Annotated in this window: 12 protein-coding genes; 6 read left to right on the forward strand and 6 right to left on the reverse strand. The window is 55.5% G+C overall.

The genetic code is table 11. The annotated features are described in order from the left end of the window. Window positions 1-21: 21 nt before the first annotated feature. The 4 genes from CCGE531_RS30740 to CCGE531_RS30755 all read left to right on the forward strand — a co-directional run bounded on the left by CCGE531_RS30740 (window position 22) and on the right by CCGE531_RS30755 (window position 5,149). Window positions 22-1,932, forward strand: a complete 1,911-nt coding sequence (locus CCGE531_RS30740; RefSeq protein ID WP_245459601.1) for an acyltransferase family protein — start codon at window positions 22-24, stop codon at window positions 1,930-1,932. A gap of 112 nt (window positions 1,933-2,044) precedes the next feature. Further along, window positions 2,045-2,326 carry an acyl carrier protein gene (locus CCGE531_RS30745; protein WP_004125878.1) on the forward strand — a complete coding sequence of 94 codons (282 nt, stop codon included), beginning with the start codon at window positions 2,045-2,047 and terminating at the stop codon, window positions 2,324-2,326. Then, window positions 2,327-3,535, forward strand: a complete 1,209-nt coding sequence (locus tag CCGE531_RS30750) for a beta-ketoacyl-[acyl-carrier-protein] synthase family protein (RefSeq protein ID WP_120670771.1) — start codon at window positions 2,327-2,329, stop codon at window positions 3,533-3,535. A gap of 174 nt (window positions 3,536-3,709) precedes the next feature. Then, the gene (locus CCGE531_RS30755) at window positions 3,710-5,149 is read left to right on the forward strand and encodes an amino acid permease (RefSeq protein ID WP_120670773.1); all 1,440 of its coding nucleotides are present in this window, start codon (window positions 3,710-3,712) and stop codon (window positions 5,147-5,149) included. A 465-nt stretch (window positions 5,150-5,614) separates the two neighbouring features. On the opposite strand, the gene CCGE531_RS30760 is transcribed toward CCGE531_RS30755, so the two are convergent. From CCGE531_RS30760 to CCGE531_RS30785, 6 genes are all read right to left on the reverse strand, one after another. After that, complete coding sequence (locus CCGE531_RS30760) at window positions 5,615-7,156, reverse strand: SulP family inorganic anion transporter (RefSeq protein ID WP_004125887.1); 1,542 nt, start codon at window positions 7,154-7,156, stop codon at window positions 5,615-5,617. 4 nt (window positions 7,157-7,160) lie between these two features. Further along, a complete protein-coding gene (locus tag CCGE531_RS30765) occupies window positions 7,161-7,853 on the reverse strand; it encodes a carbonic anhydrase (RefSeq protein WP_004125890.1) in 693 nt (230 codons plus the stop codon). Window positions 7,854-8,401: 548 nt separating this feature from the next. Further along, window positions 8,402-8,920: a hypothetical protein gene (locus tag CCGE531_RS35060; protein ID WP_245459602.1), complete on the reverse strand. Its 519-nt coding sequence runs from the start codon at window positions 8,918-8,920 to the stop codon at window positions 8,402-8,404. A gap of 552 nt (window positions 8,921-9,472) precedes the next feature. Then, window positions 9,473-10,441, reverse strand: a complete 969-nt coding sequence (locus CCGE531_RS30775; RefSeq protein ID WP_004125894.1) for a class I SAM-dependent methyltransferase — start codon at window positions 10,439-10,441, stop codon at window positions 9,473-9,475. After that, the gene (locus CCGE531_RS30780) at window positions 10,438-11,790 is read right to left on the reverse strand and encodes an STM4012 family radical SAM protein (RefSeq protein WP_120670777.1); all 1,353 of its coding nucleotides are present in this window, start codon (window positions 11,788-11,790) and stop codon (window positions 10,438-10,440) included. The genes CCGE531_RS30775 and CCGE531_RS30780 overlap by 4 nt, the downstream gene beginning before the upstream one ends. Before the next feature lie 23 nt (window positions 11,791-11,813). Then, the gene (locus tag CCGE531_RS30785; protein WP_004125898.1) at window positions 11,814-12,257 is read right to left on the reverse strand and encodes a pseudoazurin; all 444 of its coding nucleotides are present in this window, start codon (window positions 12,255-12,257) and stop codon (window positions 11,814-11,816) included. A gap of 344 nt (window positions 12,258-12,601) precedes the next feature. On the opposite strand from CCGE531_RS30785, the gene ccoN reads away from it, so the two are divergent. Next, a complete protein-coding gene (gene ccoN / locus CCGE531_RS30790; RefSeq protein ID WP_004125900.1) occupies window positions 12,602-14,218 on the forward strand; it encodes a cytochrome-c oxidase, cbb3-type subunit I in 1,617 nt (538 codons plus the stop codon). Between the two features lie 7 nt (window positions 14,219-14,225). After that, window positions 14,226-14,957 (forward strand): cytochrome-c oxidase, cbb3-type subunit II, encoded by a 732-nt coding sequence (gene ccoO / locus CCGE531_RS30795; RefSeq protein WP_004125901.1) that lies wholly within the window; start codon window positions 14,226-14,228, stop codon window positions 14,955-14,957. The last annotated feature ends 7 nt before the right edge of the window (window positions 14,958-14,964 follow it).

The raw sequence follows: 14,964 nt of genomic DNA on the forward strand, positions 1-14,964 counted from the left end.
GAATTACATCAGGTCCCTCCAATGCCGCGTGAAATTCGAACCGATATCCAAGCGTTGCGTGGCTTGGCTGTTTTGCTGGTCGTCCTCTATCATGCACGTATTGGGCCGTTTACAGCTGGCTATCTTGGCGTTGACGTATTTTTCGTAATTTCCGGCTTTCTGATCACCAAGCTGGTCCGGACGCAGCTTGAGCAATCGCGCTTCAGCTTTTCGGAGTTCTATTACCGACGTGCGAAGCGTCTATTGCCGGCGGCCTACATCGTCATTGCGCTTACGACGGTCGCCTCGCCGTTTTTGCTTTCGGACGTGGGGCTGCAGGAGTTCCGCAATCAGGTCATAGGGGCCCTCACATTTTCCAGTAACATCGTTCCTTGGTACCAAGTGGACTATTTCGGCCCCGCCGCCGAAACGATGCCCCTCCTGCATTTTTGGTCGCTCTCCGTCGAAGAACAGTACTACCTGCTGCTGCCTCTCTTCTTGGCTTTGGCGCCGAGGAGATGGTGGCTCATCGGAATAGCGGCGTTCCTTGTCGCTAGCCTTGCGCTATGTTTTTATCTGGTCGCCCAGAACCCATCTGCTGTGTTTTATCTTCTGCCGACCCGATCTTGGGAAATGTCCATTGGTTCACTTGGCGCATTGCTTCCAACGATGCCAGTGGTGTCTGCCGTGCTTGTGAAGTTACGTTTCCCAGCACTCGCGCTTCTCCTCCTTGCCCCGATGGGTTTCGCTCATCCAGTCGTGGATGCCGCTTTGATTTGCTTGGCAACTCTGACCTTCCTGCTTGCGCGCACCCGGGACAACATTGTCGTGCGAGGCATGGCGAGGATTGGCGACATCTCTTACTCGCTCTATTTGATCCACTGGCCCGTGCTTGTCTATATGAGAGCTGTTTGGCTGGCGGAGCCTCCGGCGCTTGCGATCTATGCGGCCGTTGCTTTCTCATTTGTTGGAAGCTGGGCGCTTTACTCGTTCGTGGAGGAGCCATTCCGACGGGGGTACGTCATGTCTCGTCTCCGGCTGGTCTCAGGATTGGCGGCCGCATCGGTCCTTCTCGCCTTCTCGCCCTCCGTTGCCATAGCCACAACCGAGAACAAGTTTGATTTTGCCACCATCCGGCGGATCAACTACGGTCTCGCGAGAGCGTGTGATTTCAAACCCGGTCCGCCTCCTCAGGACGTCCCCAAGAGCTGCCAGACCACAAACAGACCAGAATTGCTGGTCTGGGGCGATTCATTTGCCATGGCGCTGGTTCCCGGCTTAGCCAAAACAATCGGCGAAGGCGGACTAGCTCAGCTCACAATGAGCGGATGCTTCCCGGCCATCGGCGTTGCTGCGGTTTCAAAGGAGTTAGCGTCACCCTTTTCTCGTGCCTTCGGCGAGGATTGCATTGACTTCAATGACCGTGTTTTGGCCGTTTTGAAAAATCGGCCGGAGATCAGTACGGTGGCTATTTCAAGCCCTTTCGATACGCCTGTATCGAATGAATATATGGTGCTTAAGAGGAACGGTGAGACTTTCACCGATGCCAAGGTCTCGCAATATATAACCATTGAGGGGATTAAGGCCCTCGTCGAAGGTGTTCGCGCGTTAGGCAAGCGCGTGGTTGTGGTTGCTCCTCCGCCAGTCGGAAACTTCGACATTGGCGATTGCCTGGAGAGGAAGGCGAGGGGAAGCATTATGCTTGGGCGCTACAGCGACTGCAAAATAGATGTCAGTGAATACCGTCGCAGACGCGCCCGTACCCTCGAGCTGTTAAACGAAGTGGCGCTCAAGGCCGACGTAGAAGTCGTTTCCTACCACGACTTTCTCTGCGACGGCACAACATGCAAAAAACCGAGATTGACGGCAAATTCCTTTACCGAGATAGCGGTCACCTTTCCTATGAAGGATCTGAGATCATCGCTCGCCAGACAAATCTTGCTGAGAGGCTGATCAGGGCCGCTCGTTAGAGCGTGTTTGGCCAATGCACTCCTTCCATTTCGAGGGAAGAGGCAGGCGCCCTGGTGCCACCTATGCGTCGTAACAAAAATCGATAGGAGACAATATGCCAGATCAAATCGCAGATAACGTCATCGCCATGATCAAGAAAAACGCTGCTGCGCACGGCACCGACAAAGATCCCTCCTTGAGCGACGACGAAATAACGACTGAGACCGAACTGAGCTCGCTCGATATCGATTCGATAACACTGGCGGATATCCTCTGGGATCTAGAGCAAGCCTATGACATCGGCATCGAGTTTAACACCGCCGAAGCTTGGGCAAATCTTAAAAGTGTTGGCGATCTCATTGAAGCCGTCCGCGCTTTGATAGCAAGGGAGGCTTGAATGGACAGGCGCGTCGTTATCACTGGAATAGGCGGCCTATGCGGGCTCGGAACCAACCACGCCTCCATCTGGGACGCAATGCGCGAAGGGCGTTCAGCTATCGGCCCAATTGCCAATTCAGAACTTCACGAGTTGAAGGGCATGATCGGCGCCGAGATCAAGACGCTACCGGAGCATGGCCTAAATTCGAAGCAATCCAATTCAATGGACCGCTTCAGCTTGCTTGCCGTGATTGCCGCACGCGAAGCCGCAAGACATGCCGAACTCTCCATCGACGAAGGAAATACCTATCGCATCGGTGCGACAGTAGGTGTCGGCGTCTGCGGCTGGGAAGCGATCGAAGCAAACTATCGTGCTCTTCTTTTAGATGGCGCTCGCCGGGCTGCCATCCTTACTGCACCCAAGGTTATGCCGAGTGCTGCCGCCGCTCACGTCAGCATGAGCCTTGGCTTGAGGGGGCCGGTTTTCGGCGTCACGTCAGCCTGTGCCTCGGCCAACCATGCCATCGCCTCGGCGGTGGATCAGATTAGACCTGGCCGCGCCGACGTCATGCTTGCTGGCGGCAGCGATGCCCCGCTTGTGTGGGGCGTGCTGAAGTCTTGGGAAGCACTGCGTATACTTGCACCCGATACCTGCCGCCCCTTCTCGGCCGACAGAAGAGGCGTGGTATTAGGCGAGGGTGCGGCCATCGCGGTATTGGAAAGCTATCAACATGCCGCACGGCGCGGTGCCCCAATTCTTGCTGAAATCGCCGGCGCTGGTCATTCCGCCGATGCGTTCGACATCGTTGCGCCTTCCGTCGAAGGGCCAGTGGCAGCGATGCGAGCCTGCCTTTTAGATGCTGAGCTGAATGCTGAGGACGTGGATTATGTAAATGCGCATGGCACTGGTACCAGAGCCAACGATCAGATCGAAACTGAAGCGATCAAACGTGTCTTCCGGCATCATGCCCACTCAATGTCCGTCTCTTCAACCAAATCCGTGCATGGGCATTGCCTCGGCGCGTCGAGCGCGCTCGAGATGATCGCCTGTGTGATGGCTCTGCGCGAGGGCGTCGTGCCGCCGACCGCCAATCACCGCGAGCCGGATCCCGCTTGCGATCTCGACTTTACTCCCAATGTGCCGCGCGAGCGGAAGGTACACGTAGCGCTGAGCAACGCCTTCGCCATGGGTGGCACGAATGCCGTCGTGGCATTCAAGCGGGTATAGAACCGGGCGTTTTCCTCGCCTTGCCTGTTAATGATTCCGTGCTGAACGTCGGATCTTAGTCGTCTTGGCGCGAGCTGTGCCAGTGGCTCTCTGACTTGGATGATGTTGTCTGCTGGCGCCCGTGAGGTTTGGCCGATCATCGGCGCGTCGATCATGAAGGACGAGAGGTAGTCAATGAATGTAGCACCACGGAACTCCGTAGATTCTCATCGAAAAGAGGATGATCATCTTGCACGTCATCTGTCCAACCGGCACCTCCAGCTTATAGCCATCGGAGGCGCAATTGGAACCGGTCTTTTCATGGGATCAGGAAAGACCATTTCGCTCGCCGGGCCCTCGATTTTGCTCGTCTATGCGATCATCGGCTTCATGCTGTTCTTCGTCATGCGTGCGCTTGGAGAAATCCTGCTATCCAATCCGGACTATCGTTCGTTTGCGGATTTCGCCGGGGATTATCTCGGCCCCTGGGCGCAATTTTTCACCGGCTGGACCTACTGGCTCTCCTGGATTGTGACCGGGGTGGCCGAGGTCGTGGCCGTCTCCAGCTACGTGTCATTTTGGATCCCAGATATGGCGCTCTGGATACCGGCGCTTGGTCTTATATTCACGCTTCTCGCCCTCAACCTGCCGACCGTACGCAATTTCGGTGAAATCGAATTCTGGTTTGCGCTCATCAAGATCGTCACCATCGTGTCGCTTATCGTTACCGGTGCTTACATGCTTTCCACAGGCCTCACACTGCCCGATGGAAGCAGGGCATCGGTCTCGCATCTATGGCTGCATGGCGGCTTCTTTCCGAACGGCTTCCACGGCTTCGTTGCCGGTTTCCAAATTGCTGTGTTTGCCTTTGCGGGTATCGAACTCGTTGGAATGACCGCGGCAGAGACCAAAGACTCGACCCGCAACCTGCCGAAGGCAATCAACTCGATTCCGGTCCGTGTGGCACTCTTCTATCTCGGTGCCCTGTTCGTCATCCTCACGGTCATTCCATGGAATCAAGTCGATCCGAATTCGAGCCCCTTTGTCGCTATGTTTTCGCTTGCCGGCCTCGGTATTGCCGCCCATGTGGTGAATTTCGTCGTACTGACCTCGGCGGCATCAAGTGCCAACTCAGGCATATATTCAACATCGCGCATGGTCTACGGACTTGCGACCCTCCGGCTGGCGCCGGGCTTATTCGGCAAGTTGAACCGAAGGAAGGTCCCGGTAAATGCCTTGTTCTTCTCGTGCGTCTTTCTGCTGGCGGGGATCGGCCTGCTTTATTCCGGAGACAATGTCATCGAGGCTTTCACGATCGTCACGACGGTTTCTGCAGTGCTTATCATCTTTATTTGGTCGATCATCCTTGCATCTTACCTGCAATATCGCCGCAAGCGGCCTGACTTACACGAAAAATCGACCTTCAAAATGCCCGGCGGACGTGCCGCTGTCGCGATGGTCTTCGGCTTCTTCACCTTTATCTTGTGGGCTTTGGCGCAGAAGCCGGACACGGCTATCGCCTTGAAGGTTACGCCGCTGTGGTTCGTATTGCTCGCAATCGCCTATGTAGTAGTCAAAAAGGCACGGCGCTCGCGATTGCCCGGCGAGGGCGTAAATGGTCTTGATCAAATATGATGAAGAGTTTCCGCCGGATAAGAAGCTGCGAGACGCCAGTGCGCCATGCTGCCGATGCGTCGTCCCCTGATCGCCTTTTCCGAAGACCTGCTCGTGTAACTCAAGAAAGTGGCAGATGCGCCACCGGGTTCCTGGTTCGTATTGGCGAGTTTGTAGGAAGAACCACGAATTGTCAGAAACACCACACGGCCGGCTGCCAATCAAGCACCGGAGCTGTTCCTTCGCTATCTTGCAAAGGCTCAAAAACGAACCGCGGGCCGGCCTAACAATGCGACGTTCAGCACGCCATTTCGAAGCCAGACACGACGGTCGCTCCTTTTAAGCTGGCCAGCGGACGGACCTCAAAATCTAAGGAGAAACATGCAAGGTTCTCTAAATTATAATTTGCGAGGCGGTTGATCACGGCAGAAGGTCCGGATGGCTGAGAATGTCTTCGCCCATCCGCTGTTCAGCAGTCCCTGCCACTTATCCTGTCGGGTCGGCGGTCTCGGCGGTCAATCGCTTGAAGATTGGCACCAGCCGCGGATGGCGGCCGGCGGGTGGATGCTGAATATCGACCGTGCGACCTAATTTTTTCTGCCGCTTAAGCCAGTCGCGTAAGGTCTCTGCGCAGATATGGTCCACATAGTGCAAATCGCTGCTGGCGATCCGGACTGTGCAACCAGCTGGAAGCGATTCCAAAGTATTAAGGAGCGCGGGAACATCCCTGCAAGTCGCAACGCCACCAAGCGTCAGATGAACCGTCTCAGCATCTTCCATTCGATCGATAGCAAGCTTGCGCCGCAGATAAGGAAGGATCTCGAAAATCGAGAGCGTCAAACCTAGAGCAACACCCACGAGCAGGTCTTGCAGTACGACCATCGCAACAGTCGCAATCCAGATGCCCACGGGAAGCCAACCATGATGATCGAAGAGATCGCGCACGTGATGAAGGCTGATCAGCCGCCAACCCGTCACGAGCAGTATTGCGGCCAGGGCCGTCAGCGGCACCATGGAAAGCAATTGCGGCAGCAACACCGTAAGGCCAAGAATCCAGACGCCATGCAGGACAGCCGATGCCCGTGTACGCGCCCCGGCTTGGATATTTGCCGAGGAGCGTACGATAACACCAGTGATCGGCAGACCACCGAGCAGTCCGCAGAGCCCGTTGCCAATACCTTGTGCAAAAAGCTCCTTGTTGAAGCGTGTGCTGGCGCCGTCATGCATCCGGTCGACAGCCGCAGACGACAGCAATGATTCCGCACTGGCGATGACCGCAATCACCAGCGATGTGACGACGATTCCAGGCTGAGCCATATTCGCGAAACTTTCCACTGTCGGCAATGAAATGCTGTTTGCTAGAGATGCAGGAACCTCGACCCTGGCAATCGGTAGCCGCAATGCAGCCGTTAATGTAGTTCCGATGGCAACGCCTACCAGCGCACTCGGGACCAGCCTCAGCCGGTTGGGCCTGAATTTTTCCCAGCCGATCATCGCGAGCAAGGAAATCAGCCCTATAAGCAAGTCGACGGATTCGCTCGTCATGCCGCCTCCCCAAAGATGTCCGAATGTTCGTTCCATCGCCACGACGTTTTCAATGCCCCCCGCAGCCGGTTTGGCCCCCATCAAAACGTGTATTTGTCCGAGGATGATCAGAATGCCGATACCGGCGAGCATACCGTGAACGACAGCGGGCGAGATTGCCCGAAACCATGATCCGATCTTCAGGAACGCGGCAAGGATCTGCAAAAGCCCAGCAACGATCAGGACCGGCCCGAGCATGGCCACTCCATATTGTTCGACAAAGCCGAAGACGATGACCGCCAGACCAGCGGCAGGGCCCGATACTTGCAGGGGCGAACCCGCCAGCAAGCCCACGACAATGCCGCCGACGATGCCTGATATCAGGCCCATGGCAACAGGCACGCCAGAGGCAACTGCAATTCCAAGGCAAAGCGGGATAGCAACGAAAAAGACGACAAGCGACGAGGCGAAATCGCGCGAAAAAGCGAAGCTGTTATTGGTCATGGCACTACTCCGCTGCAACTGCGGCTAGGACTTGCGGCCGATCGCGACCGGTAACGGCGACCGGTAACGGCCCGTCCTCGCGTATCTTTGTGAAGCGGGCGGCCGACCCGTCGTAAACCTCCACCTCTCCCGTTTCGATATCGAAAAACCACCCGTGCAGCGTCATGTCATTGGTCGCAAGCCTTGCTGCAACGGAAGGATGTGTGCGCAGGTGGTCAAGCTGAACAATGACGTTCTCCATAGCGATAGCGCGGACCTTTTGACGTTCGGAAAGGTCGGCCGGATAGGCTTGGCAAACGATCGAATGCGCAGCGTAACCATGCTTTAGCCAAGCGGCGACGTTGGGCATGGACTTTAGCAATTCGGGACGGCAGAGCCCTTTCATCGCGCCACAATCGGAATGGCCACAAACGATGATGTCTCGAACCGCGAGAGCTACGACGGCATATTCTATTGCTGACGAAACGCCACCGTTTGCGGTTGAAAATGGTGGAACGATATTTCCGGCATTGCGGCATACGAACAGCTCACCTGGTCCTGACTGGGTAATGGTTTCGGGCAAGACTCGACTGTCGGCGCACGAAATCATCAAGGCGTGCGGCTGCTGTCCCTCTTGCGCAAGCTTGCGGTAAAGTGCCTGGTAGTTCGGGAACACGGCACCGCGGAAGTTCGAGATTCCTTTTAGTAGATCACCCATAGCAAGTCCTCATTGTCGGGGTGGATGGAAGCAGGGCGCGCGCGATCGTCGGAATCCGCAATCATTTCGCAACTGCGAGATGGAAGTGTGATACGCAAAGAGGATGCCAAGACGTCGATCGCCTCGTTTATTTCGCACTAATACGAGCATGCTCAGTCATTGACGACAGCTTGTCGCTGTAGTCATTCCAGACATCCAGTGAGCGCGAGCGCTTGATCGTAGGTCCCCAGATCAATGTGATGCTGCAATGCAAAATTTTAGAACTTCATAGTTCCTTGCTTGCTCGGATTGAGGCGCAATGCCGAGTCTGGGAGCCATGGTTCTACGCCCGCTCGTAAGAATAACGACGAGTAGGGGCGCGCGACTACGGACCAGCACCGCAGTATCAATGCGAGGTTCTGACCGACAAGATCGCCGCGGCCAAAGCCATCGCAGCTAGGCCTGCCGCCCCGATCGGCAGCACCGACAAGTCATAATTTGCAATAAGCCTGCCGCCGACTACGGTACCGCCGCAACGCCCACGTGCATTGCGGTGACATTCGCACCGATTATAATGTCGCTCGGGCTTCGGCCGAGATCCGCAATATCGCTCTGGACGATCGGCGAAATCGACCAGCTCGCGCATCCCCAAATTGAAAGGCTGGCGAAAAAAAGATGCTGCTTTCTGACACGCATAGCAGCAACGTTGTGACGAGATAGATTGCAGGGCTCGCGACCAGCGCGAGCCGACGACCTGCGAGGTCAGAAAGAATACCGGCCAGCACGCCCCCCGCCATGCCCGACGACCCGAAAACGGCGTAAAGAAAGGCCTCCCAGTGTGGCCCGAAGAACCCCTTGCTCGCGGCGTAAGAGGTCAAATAACTGAAGAGGGTGAAATGACCTGCAATGAACAAAATAGAAACACACTGCGCCATCATCTGATTGCGATCCCGGAAATGAGCTAGATACAGTTTGCCAAAAGGCGAGCGCTTGCTCGGCGACCCGACATTCGGTAGCACGACGATTACAAGCCATATAGCGACGACAGATAGGCCAATCATTGCAAGGCCTACGGCGGCGCCAACCAATCAAATGTGTAATCCACACGCCCAGAGGTACCCCCAAAAAAAGCGAGCCGCTTATTCCAAGGTACACGGAGGCTATGGCACGAGCTCGATATCTTTCCGAGACGATCTGAACTGCACAACCGACGGGGCATACCGATATCTGCGCGCAAGCCATAGCCGTGATGATCCTCGAGGCGCTTATTGGGAGCAGCCCCGATCCACCGATCACAACCGGCACATTGCTCCCTGCAAAGATTGACATGGCCGCGAGGAGCGTCGGTTTTACATCGAAGCGATAGGAAATCAGTGTAGCTATCGGCGCGAAGAACGCGTAGGTGACCGAGAACACTGAAATGAGGATACTTGCTTCGGACTCGCCTACTCCAAGGCTGCCGGCTACATTCGGCAGCACCCCGATGAAAACGTTCTCGGCCAATCCGGTGATAAACACAGCAGTAGTGAGTACGAGAATTCGATTCATACCGCCAACTGCGCTGGATTGGCCGGCGCTTGCGCGGTCTCTTTTCCACCAGCTCTGCCCGATGCTCTCATCAGTCCTCGTATGCCCTGACTTCAATCAGTTTTTTGCGGGCCGAGATGGGCTCCTGCCTCATACCGATTGGACGCCCTGGGAACAGTTTGCAACGAGATCGGCTGCGTAAAGTACTCGTACTTGCCCGTCAGCACGCCTTGCGTGAATTGAAGCGCATGCTTGCCAAAGAACCACTCTTCAACAGCATAGCCGCGGGTCAGTTCGATTGGCGAGGTAAGGTTCAGTCCGGGCATTTCGATCCGATTGACCGTCGTCGGCCGGTTGCATAACAGTCTGAGGTCCTCAACGTGGATCCCGAGCGGGATCTTTTCGAACAAATCGCCAGGCAGAGCGTCGCTGTTCGACAGGTCGACTTTGGTGAATGGCAAAGGGCCGTCGGGTCCTGCCTTTCTAGAGAGGAACTTTTCTACGGCGTGGACATGCGTCGCAATCCCGGGATGGGAATCCCATTTCGCGTAAAAATCAGAGCGTAGTACCTGCCAGTCTGCATAGAGTGAGTCGAGATCGCCCCGATCAAATGAATTCGCGTGCCGGCACTCGTACGGGACCGGATACCGGGAAGTCCCGATGATCGATGTAAAATTGTGAAATCCACCCTCGTTGGTCCGTTGTCTCAACTCGTTGATCAACGGAACCCACACATCCTTGGTCACAAAGTGCAACGACGAGTGTGCCAAAGCCAGGTCGTATCTCTCATCAGGGACGAAATCCTCGATTCTCCCTTCGATCACATCGATATTCAACGAATGTTCGTCTGCAACCGATCGCAGTTTTCTGACCGCGCTCGATGACGGTTCCAATGCAGTTACCGCATGCCCCCTGAATGCAAGAAAGAGAGCGTTCCTGCCTTCGCCGCATCCTAGGTCGACGACCATTGCGTTTCTTGGCAGTTGCTGTTCTATCTCATAGACTTCGACGCTTGGCCCGCCCATCGTCCAGACGTTGGGATCCGAATAGCCTCGTTCCCAAAACCGCTCGCTGTTTTTCATTTAGGAACGTACCTTTCTTCACGGATTTTCACGTGGTCCGAGAAGAGATGATGCGCTATCAGGTTGCTGTACTTGTAACCTTTCCGGGTCAGGGCAATGGCGCCATCGCCCCGCAAATCGATGCAGCCTTCGACTTCCAGAGCATCTATCACCTCCAAAAAATCGGCGCGGAGGTCCCGTCCGAATCGTCGTGAATAATCTGCTTCTGAAAGCTGGTTGAGCGTAAGGTTAAGTATAAAATATCTCAACCGTTCTTCGGATTCGTCTAATATAACTCCGTATTTCAGCAAATTCCGACTAGTCATCTCGAGATGTATATAATCGTCGATGGCTTTGCCGACATTCTTCAGCGCGACGGCATAGTCGAGGCTGTAGTGATATTTCCCGTTATAACTTCGCGCGCCTGCTCCGATGCCTATCATCGGAACACCGAGGAAGTCAGAGGTTTCCTGGCCGTAGGCGCTGGTGCCTTCTGGAAGGCAGGTAAAACGGGTGAAAGATTCCTGTCGATACTCATTGTCCTGCATAAAATCGACATTGCTGTCGTAGATCTCATATTTGAGGCGGTCTTCCACATATTCTTGCGGTCGAGATCGCTGCTGCTTTTGCATAGCAGTGAGCGGCCGGCTGATCGCCGGATAAAGCGAAACGGTTGTTGGCCGAAAGGACAAAATCTGCTCCAGCGAGCGCTTCCAACTTTCCGGCGTTTGACGGAAGAGGCCGTAGATCAAGTCGAGATTGAAGTTATCGAAACGCTTGCGAACTGCTTCAATGGACGAAATCGACACAGAAACCTGATATGGGCGGCCGGACGCTCTCAGTTCGACGGAATCCATCGTTTGGATTCCCATGCTGATCCGGTTCACGCCTTGGTTCTTCAAAAAATCCAGCAGTTCCCCCGACACAGTGTCGGGAGATCCTTCGACGCACACCTCGGTCGAACGGTCGATATTTGGAAAGCCATCTCGAACGGAAGAGAAAATCTGGGCCAGCCGATCGATGGGCAGGAGAGTTGGGGTTCCGCCGCCGATATAGACCGATGCGACAGATCTGTGAGCGGCAAATGTTGCATAAAGGCTTATCTGCCAGCAGATCTTTTCGACATAACGTCGAATAAGATCCTCCGTGTGCCGCGTGGTCAGAAAGAGCGTGCAATAGGTGCACCTATATCGGCAAAATGGCACATGTATGTATAACGCTACCGGCGCCTGGTCGTTTGAATCCCACACATCGCTCAATCGAATGTTTTCAAGCTCTTTATATGTCCGTTTTGGGGGGTAGCTGTATACATACGCCTTGAGGTCGCCTTTGCCGATGGCTTCCCTCAAGGAATTTGCAAATGATTGCATGCTCCTTTCTCCTGCGGCCGGCACTATTCGGCAATCTGCGCGAGGTCGGCGTCAAGGCGCTTGCGCACGAGATTTGGAACGGTTGCAGTCTTGATGGCATCGAGATTGGTGGGGCTGTCGCCAACTTGAATGAGGGCCACCATGCCCAAGCTCATATGCGGCGTGCATTTCACCACATAGGCCCCGGGCATATCGAGTTTTGCGCGATATTCCTCGTTCGCTTTAGATTTGAACTCCGGTGCGCCTTTTGGGATCAAACCTTTGAACGTTTCGACATTGTGTCCCTTATCAACCGGAATAAACGTCACCGTGTCGCCTGGTGCGATCTTCGTGAAACCTGGCTCAAAAACCATTGCGCCGTCCGTGCCCCTGTTCAACATCCGGATTTGGTGGTCCGCCGCCATCAGTGGCATCGCTGATGCGGTCAGCATCGCCGTTGCGACGATCGGACAGATTTTCAAACCCATTTCTGATCTCCTTTCGCGATAGCCCGATTAATTGTCCGCCCGAAGCTTTAGGCGCGAACGGGCTGACATTCCTTGAGATCGAGCAATCTTTGATCAATTTCTACGTCAAGCCCGCGCGCCGGTGTCCATCCGCGCGCGGACGAAGTCGCTGCGGCACTCGAGGGGCGCCTCATCCGCGGGTGATCAAAGCGCAGTTGGATGCAATCAGGTGATCATCAAACAAAATCGCGGCGTTCGTTGAGAGAGATCAAGGACTGAGTGCCCGTCACGTGCGAATAGTTCCCAAAAGTGGCGAGAAAGGCGGCCGCCTTTGGCGTGGTCGTCTGTACATCGGGAAGCATGACATGAATTACACCGCTGAAACCATGCTGGTTGCGGTCGGGGCTTTTTTGGCACTGGTCGGCGCGGGGGTCGCTCATGACCAGCTTTTTGCAACCCACATGGGGATACTGTTCTTCTGTTTGCTAGCGGGCACGGTACTGCTTCTGCGGCGAATTGATTTTTCCCCCGTGACAGTGAGCGCCAAACCCAAAAACGGAGCCTATTTTGACGAGGTCATCCGCTATGGATTGATTGCCACCGTCTTTTGGGGGGTGATCGGCTTCCTGATCGGTGTCGTGATCGCCCTGCAACTTGCCTATCCGGATCTGAACGTCGCGCCGTATTTCAATTTTGGTCGCTTGCGCCCACTTCATACCTCTGCCGTCATCTTCGCCTTCGGCGGCAACGGGTTGATAATGACCTCCTTTTACGTCGTCCAGCGCACCTGCCGAGCCCGGCTCTTCGGCGGCAATCTCGGTTGGTTCGTGTTCTGGGGATATCAACTTTTCATCGTCATGGCCGCGACCGGCTATGTTCTCGGGATCACGCAGGCTCGCGAATATGCCGAGCCCGAATGGTATGTCGACATCTGGCTCACCATTGTCTGGGTCGCCTATCTTGTCACCTTTTTGGGAACGATCCTGAAGCGCAAGGAGCCGCACATCTATGTCGCGAACTGGTTCTATCTGAGTTTCATCGTCACCATCGCCGTGCTGCATGTCGTCAACAATCTCGCGATGCCGGTGTCTTTCCTTGGCTCAAAGAGCTATTCGCTATTTTCGGGCGTGCAGGGTGCCCTGACACAATGGTGGTACGGCCACAACGCCGTCGGCTTTTTCCTGACCGCCGGCTTCCTTGGCATGATGTACTATTTCGTACCGAAGCAGGCGAACCGCCCAATCTATTCCTATCGCCTGTCGATCATCCATTTCTGGGCCCTGATCTTCATGTACATCTGGGCTGGTCCGCATCATCTGCATTACACGGCATTGCCCGATTGGGCGCAGACTTTGGGCATGGTCTTCTCGGTGATGCTGTGGATGCCTTCCTGGGGCGGCATGATCAACGGTCTGATGACTCTTTCGGGCGCCTGGGACAAGATCCGTACCGACCCGATCATCCGCATGATGATCGTCGCGATCGCCTTTTATGGCATGTCGACCTTCGAAGGCCCGATGATGTCGGTCAAGACGGTCAACTCGCTCAGTCACTATACCGAATGGACCATCGGTCACGTTCATTCCGGCGCGCTCGGCTGGGTCGGCATGATCACGTTCGGCGCCATCTACTACCTGACGCCAAAGCTCTGGGGGCGCGAGCGGCTTTACAGCCTCCGTATGGTCAACTGGCATTTCTGGCTCGCCACGCTGGGCATCGTTATCTACGCCGCGGTGCTGTGGGTCGCCGGCATCCAGCAAGGCCTGATGTGGCGCGAATACAATAGTCAGGGTTTCCTCGTCTATTCCTTCGCAGAGACCGTGGCTGCGATGTTCCCCTATTATCTTCTGCGCGCCGTCGGTGGTGCTCTCTATCTGGCAGGGGGAGTGATCATGGCCTGGAACGTCGCAATGACCATCCGGGGCCGCCAGCGCGACGAAGCCGCGATCCCCAGCGCTTTCATCGCCAAGGCCGCCGAGTGAGAGAAACATGTCAATACTCGCCAAACACCAGATCATCGAGAAAAATGCTACCCTTCTGCTTGTCGGGTCGCTGTTGGTGGTCAGCATTGGCGGCATCGTCGAGATCGCGCCGCTGTTCTATCTCCAGAACACGATCGAGAAGGTGGAAGGCATGCGCCCGTACACGCCTCTCGAGCTGGCCGGGCGCAATATCTACATCCGCGAAGGCTGCTATCTCTGCCATAGCCAGATGATCCGACCGTTCCGCGACGAAGTGGAGCGTTACGGCCATTATTCGCTCGCCGCCGAGTCCATGTATGACCATCCGTTCCAGTGGGGCTCGAAGCGCACGGGACCGGATCTGGCGCGTGTCGGCGGTCGTTATTCCAATGAGTGGCACGTCCAGCATCTGTCCAACCCGCGCGAGGTGGTGCCGGAGTCGATCATGCCTACTTACGCCTTTCTCAAGGAGAGGGAGGTCACGGTTAAGGATATCGGCATGGATCTCAAGGCGAACGAGGATGTCGGCGTACCCTATAGCCAAGACATGCTGGCGAATGCGGAAGCCGACATGCGGGCGCAAGCCGATCCAAACGCAAATACGACGGATCTGCTGGCGCGATATCCGAAAGCGAAGGTCGGCGATTTCGATGGCGATGCCGCCAGGCTGACCGAGGTGGACGCGCTCGTCGCATATCTGCAAATGCTCGGAACGCTGGTTGATTTCTCGACTTACGACGATGCCACCGGCTATCGCTGAGGTGCCT

Origin of the sequence: Rhizobium sp. CCGE531, from assembly GCF_003627795.1 — a bacterium.
Taxonomy (GTDB): domain Bacteria; phylum Pseudomonadota; class Alphaproteobacteria; order Rhizobiales; family Rhizobiaceae; genus Rhizobium.

Excerpts from the sequence above, each read along its gene's own strand:
- CCGE531_RS30765 (WP_004125890.1), bottom strand. The coding sequence starts at position 7,853 with ATGGGTGATCTACTAAAAGGAATCTCGAACTTCCGCGGTGCCGTGTTC.
- CCGE531_RS30750 (WP_120670771.1), top strand. The coding sequence starts at position 2,327 with ATGGACAGGCGCGTCGTTATCACTGGAATAGGCGGCCTATGCGGGCTC.
- CCGE531_RS30745 (WP_004125878.1), top strand. The coding sequence starts at position 2,045 with ATGCCAGATCAAATCGCAGATAACGTCATCGCCATGATCAAGAAAAAC.
- CCGE531_RS30740 (WP_245459601.1), top strand. The coding sequence starts at position 22 with ATGCCGCGTGAAATTCGAACCGATATCCAAGCGTTGCGTGGCTTGGCT.
- ccoN (WP_004125900.1), top strand. The coding sequence starts at position 12,602 with ATGAATTACACCGCTGAAACCATGCTGGTTGCGGTCGGGGCTTTTTTG.
- CCGE531_RS30785 (WP_004125898.1), bottom strand. The coding sequence starts at position 12,257 with ATGGGTTTGAAAATCTGTCCGATCGTCGCAACGGCGATGCTGACCGCA.
- ccoO (WP_004125901.1), top strand. The coding sequence starts at position 14,226 with ATGTCAATACTCGCCAAACACCAGATCATCGAGAAAAATGCTACCCTT.
- CCGE531_RS30755 (WP_120670773.1), top strand. The coding sequence starts at position 3,710 with ATGAATGTAGCACCACGGAACTCCGTAGATTCTCATCGAAAAGAGGAT.
- CCGE531_RS30760 (WP_004125887.1), bottom strand. The coding sequence starts at position 7,156 with ATGACCAATAACAGCTTCGCTTTTTCGCGCGATTTCGCCTCGTCGCTT.
- CCGE531_RS30775 (WP_004125894.1), bottom strand. The coding sequence starts at position 10,441 with ATGAAAAACAGCGAGCGGTTTTGGGAACGAGGCTATTCGGATCCCAAC.
- CCGE531_RS30780 (WP_120670777.1), bottom strand. The coding sequence starts at position 11,790 with ATGCAATCATTTGCAAATTCCTTGAGGGAAGCCATCGGCAAAGGCGAC.